Annotated in this window: 5 protein-coding genes and 1 pseudogene; 2 read left to right on the top strand and 4 right to left on the bottom strand. The window is 59.1% G+C overall.

What is annotated here, in order from left to right; genetic code table 11:
- Positions 1 to 280: 280 nt before the first annotated feature.
- From Q1V60_RS07105 to Q1V60_RS07090, 4 genes are all read right to left on the bottom strand, one after another.
- On the bottom strand, positions 281 to 475 hold the full coding sequence (locus tag Q1V60_RS07105; RefSeq protein ID WP_300628763.1) for a PLDc N-terminal domain-containing protein: 195 nt from the start codon (positions 473 to 475) through the stop codon (positions 281 to 283).
- Positions 476 to 542: 67 nt separating this feature from the next.
- Complete coding sequence (locus tag Q1V60_RS07100) at positions 543 to 1073, bottom strand: hypothetical protein (RefSeq protein ID WP_300628761.1); 531 nt, start codon at positions 1071 to 1073, stop codon at positions 543 to 545.
- A gap of 41 nt (positions 1074 to 1114) precedes the next feature.
- Entirely contained in the window at positions 1115 to 1630 is a 516-nt protein-coding gene (locus Q1V60_RS07095; RefSeq protein WP_300628759.1) for an ankyrin repeat domain-containing protein, read from the bottom strand.
- A gap of 98 nt (positions 1631 to 1728) precedes the next feature.
- Positions 1729 to 3555, bottom strand: a complete 1827-nt coding sequence (locus Q1V60_RS07090) for a long-chain-acyl-CoA synthetase (RefSeq protein WP_300628758.1) — start codon at positions 3553 to 3555, stop codon at positions 1729 to 1731.
- A gap of 406 nt (positions 3556 to 3961) precedes the next feature.
- On the opposite strand from Q1V60_RS07090, the gene Q1V60_RS07085 reads away from it, so the two are divergent.
- Complete coding sequence (locus Q1V60_RS07085) at positions 3962 to 4240, top strand: DUF3509 domain-containing protein (RefSeq protein ID WP_003172952.1); 279 nt, start codon at positions 3962 to 3964, stop codon at positions 4238 to 4240.
- A gap of 113 nt (positions 4241 to 4353) precedes the next feature.
- Positions 4354 to 4517 (top strand): annotated as a pseudogene (locus tag Q1V60_RS07080) (IS3 family transposase); the annotation flags it as partial.

Here is a 4517-nt window from a genome sequence, read left to right as displayed (position 1 = left end):
CGAGGGAGCTTGCTCCCGCTGGACTGCGTAGCAGTCCCATTTTTGGGGCCGCTTCGCGCCCCAACGGGAGCAAGCTCCCTCGCCACAGGTCGCAGGTTTTTCTGCTTTAGCGCTTAACTGACCGGCATTAGGGCAAGCCCCACTACCAGTGAGTCAACTTTCTGTAGGAGCGAGCTTGCTCGCGAAAAACTTACAGGCGCCGCGTTCATTCAGGCAGCACGCGTAATGGATGACTTTTTCGCGAGCAAACTCGCTCCTACAGAGGCACTTTATGAGCGAACTATCCGATGCGCACGTTACCGCGCGGCCCGGCAATCGCCCAGATGATCAGGCCCAGTACCGGCAGCAGCAGGATCAACAAAATCCACAGCACCTTGGCGCCCGTGCTCGCGCCGCTTTTGAACACGTTGATGATCGCCCAGATATCCAGCGCGAGGATGATCAGGCCAATCAGGCCATTGAAAGTGGAACCCATGGTGTCGCTCCTAAGTGAGGGCATGCCCTTGTAGGATAGTCAGCCCTGGCAGGGGTTCCGTTTTATTTCAGACGTGAACGGCAACCTTCAGCGCTTCCAGCGACGGTGCGGCCTTAATGCCGATCTCGGCGCACAGTTCCAACACGCGTGGCAGGTCATTGCCGAATACCAGTACGGCCTGGATTTCGTCATCGAGCAATTGGCTGAAGTTGAGCAGCACATAGCCGCCGTCTTCCGGGCTCAGGGCGCTCATTTGGATCTGGATGCGATTGAGCGCAGTCAGGTCTTCGGTCTTGGCCAATTGCTTGGGCTTGAGGTTGAACGCCACGCCCGGGCCGAACGAGGCGACGATCTGGGCAAACAGGTCGGCGTAGGTATCGGCCTGGAAGAGCACAGTGTCCGGCAGGCTGCCCACCACCACCCATTCCCCCAGCGGAATCGGGAAGGTGTCGTCGTAGTTGATATCCGGATTGGCCGCCAGAAACGCCGCAGGATCTGCGTAGGCCTGAGCCGCTTCATCGGCGATACGCGCCACTTCGTCCTCGCCCATGACGCCGGCGCTGATTTTGCTGATGAGTTCGACGAGAGCGGTTTTCATGGGGTGGTCCTGTGGCGGGCGGGTTTTCGAGGGCGCGTAGCCTACACCAGTTTTTGCAACAACGCCGCCGTATCCACTGCCCCCATGGTCTTCGCCGCCGCCAGCGCGGTCGCGCCCTGGGCGTCGGTGGCCTTGGGGTCGGCACCCTGGCCGAGCAGGTAGTTGAGCATTTCGACGCGGTTGAACATGGCGGCCATCATCAATGCCGTGCGCCCATCCGAAGACGCCGCTTCAATCGGGGTTCCGCCGTCGATCAACGCCTTGACCACGTCCAGGCTGCCCTTGAATGCCGCACCGGCGATCGGCAGCTGGTTCTTGTCATTGGCAATCAGGGGATCGGCCTTGAACTCCAGCAGCACTTTTACCGCTTCGGCATGGCCGTGGTAGGCGGCAAGCATCAGCAACGTGTCGCCATTGTGGTTACGAAAGTTGGCCGGCAGGCCTTTGGCCAACAGCGCTGCGAGCATGGCGGCATCGCCCTTGCGGGCGACGTCGAAGACCTGCTCGGCGAACTCGGCGGCTTCGTCTTCGGTCATTTGTGTAGGTTGATTCGACATGTAGGGCTCCTTTTTTCTGATGCTCTATAGGGCGCCCAGTGTCGCGATGGAGTTCCCTGCTGTCATGGATTTTTTCTCAAAAGCGCCAATAGGCAGAATCAATAGCGAAAGTGCCCACCCTGTATCTGCGCAAGCAGGTGCCCGGTGACCGGCACATAGCTGTCCGAGCCCGGCAACCAGGCAAACAGCGGATCATTGCCGGCCTTGTCCGGGTCGAACGCCTGCTCCTTGAGCGTGACTTTCTGGTACTTGAAGGTGCCGGTGGTTTCCATCTTCACCTTGATCCGCAGGAACAACGGCACCGCATAATGTGGCAACCGGGCGTGGGCGAACTGCAGCAACTCGCGCATATCCAGCGCGGCCAGAGACTCGCGTGGGGTGATGGCGACCATCCCGGCACGCCCGTTGGTGTTTTCGATCTCAACCCCGTAGGCCACCGCTTCGGCGATGTGCGGATGCAGCAGCAGGGCATTTTCCACCTCGGTGGTGGACACGTTTTCGCCCTTCCAGCGGTAGGTATCCCCCAGTCGGTCGACGAATTGCGCATGACCGAAGCCGATACTGCGCACCAGGTCGCCGGTATTGAAATAGCGGTCGCCCTTCCCGAACACGTCGCTCAGCACCACCTTGTGATTCTTTTGCGAGTCGGTGTAGCCATCGAACGGTGACTTTTCATCGATCCTTGCCAGCAGCACGCCCTGCCCGCCCGTGGGCACCTTGCGCATATAACCATCGGCACCCCGCAGCGGCTCGCCGGTATCGTGGTTGTACTCCACCAGCGCCCACCGCTGCAGGCAAAACCCGACGGTGTTGTCGAAATTCAACACGTTGGTAAAGCCGATATTGCCGTCGCTGGCAGCGTAGAGTTCGCAGACATGCTCGATCCCATAGCGCTGCTTGAACTGGGCCCACGCGCCCGGGCGCAAGCCATTGCCAACCATCTTGGTCACGCAGTTGTCGCGATCCTGCGCGCTGGGCGGCTGGTCGAGCAGGTAGCGACACAGTTCACCGACATACCCCAGGGTGGTCGCTTTGAACGTGCGGGCATCGTTCCAGAACTGGCTTGCGCTGAACTTGCGGCGAATGGCAAACCCGGACGCGCCAATGATTGCCGAGCCCCAGCACACACACAGGCCGGTAGCGTGGTAGAGCGGCAGGGTGCAATACATGACGTCCTGCGGGCCCATGTCCAGGGCGATGCTGCCGAAACTCACGGCGGTTTTGGTCCAGCGCCCGTGCTTCATGATGCCGGCCTTGGGCAAACCGGTGGTGCCGGAGGTGTAGATATAAAAGCAGGGATCGTTGAAAAACACCTGGGCGCAACTGACCGGGTTGTGCACCGGGCTCTCGGCGCTGGCGACCATCAAGTCGATAAACCCCTCCGGCGGCCCGCTTGAAGACTGATCGGCGACGAACCAGGTGCGCTCAGCCGCAATCCCCACCTGATTACGCACCGTCGCGTAGCTGGCGACCAATTCCTCACCCACCACAATTGCCGCCGGGTTGACCAGGCTCAGGCTGTGCTCCAGCGCCGCCTGGGTCTGCGCGGTATTGAGCATGGCGCAGATACCACCGAGCTTGGCCACGGCCAGCACGCTCAACAACAGTTCCGGACGATTTTCGATGAACAGAGCCACCACCTGACCTTTGCGCATGCCCTGGGCATGCAGGTGGTGGGCGATGCGGTTGGCACGCTGGTTGGCGTCGCGGTAGCTGATCACGCTGTCGCCGTACAGCAAGGCGGCACCGTGCGGGTTGCGCAGCGTGGCTTGTTCGAAGTGCCAACCCAGGCCGCACGGCTGTGCGGGGTCGGTGACGTTGGCGGCGCGCATGCCGCGCAGCACCCGCGGGAGCGCCCGAACAATAGTCGGCACCTTTCGCAGCAGCATGGGCCAAGTGATCATGTCGTTTGAATGGGGGGCCATGGCGGGACGTCCTGTTCTTATTATTTGACCGGGGCCGGAACACCGCCGGTGTCCGGGGAGTTCGCCGTGCCCCTGCAACGAAAGTACGCCAGCCCTTCTTTTGCTGTACACGCGGTATTTGAAATGTTTTGTATCCCGCACACCCGCCAGAGGGCTCGATGGAATTTATCGAGGAAATATGCGGTCAGAATTGTCAGCAAGGGCCGGTTGCGCGTAAGAAATAGCCGCACGGATAACGCAAAATGCAGGATGCACGATGGCCTTTCATGCAAATTGCACGAAAACGAAAATTCTTAAAATTTATAACTTGCTGATTTATAAAGACTTTTTACAGTAATCAATACTGGCACAATCACTGCACCTACCACTCCATGCTTGCCAACTTGAGCCAATGGAGCTGATAGACATGAGCCTGATCCAAGATAAATTCGCTTCGGTATTTTCCAACTACGACGTCACCACCCAGCCACGTCCAGACGGCGGCATCCTGTTGACCCTGCGCAACAGCGAAGGCAAGCAGGTCAAGCGCTCGATCTCGTATCAGCAGCTGCACACCGCCGACCAACTGACTTGGGTGATCAGCGCGATCCGTCGCGACCTGGCTGAACAAGCCAGTGAACTGCCGCAAATTTCGATGCTGCAAAGCCAGAACCGCTTTGCTCTGCCGACGTACCACTCGGCATAAGCTGCACCTGAAAAAGGGCCGCGACGCCGTTGAGCGTCGCGGCCCTTTTTTTATGTTTTTGTCCCGTCCTAAATAAGGTTTACACCTTCTGATCTGGTTTTCAGGAGGACGTGATGGAATCAGTAAAAAGGCGCAGTCAGCGAGACTACCCGCTGACCTTTAAATTATCGGTTGTCGATCAGGTCGAAAAAGGCGAGCTGAGTTATAAAGAGGCTCAGGAGCGCTACGGGATTCAAGGCAAAACGACCGTTCTGACGTGGTTACGCAAGCACGGTCG

It is taken from the genome of Pseudomonas sp. (assembly GCF_030147005.1).
Taxonomy (GTDB): Bacteria; Pseudomonadota; Gammaproteobacteria; order Pseudomonadales; family Pseudomonadaceae; genus Aquipseudomonas.
This window is presented reverse-complemented; position numbering and strand designations above follow the sequence as displayed.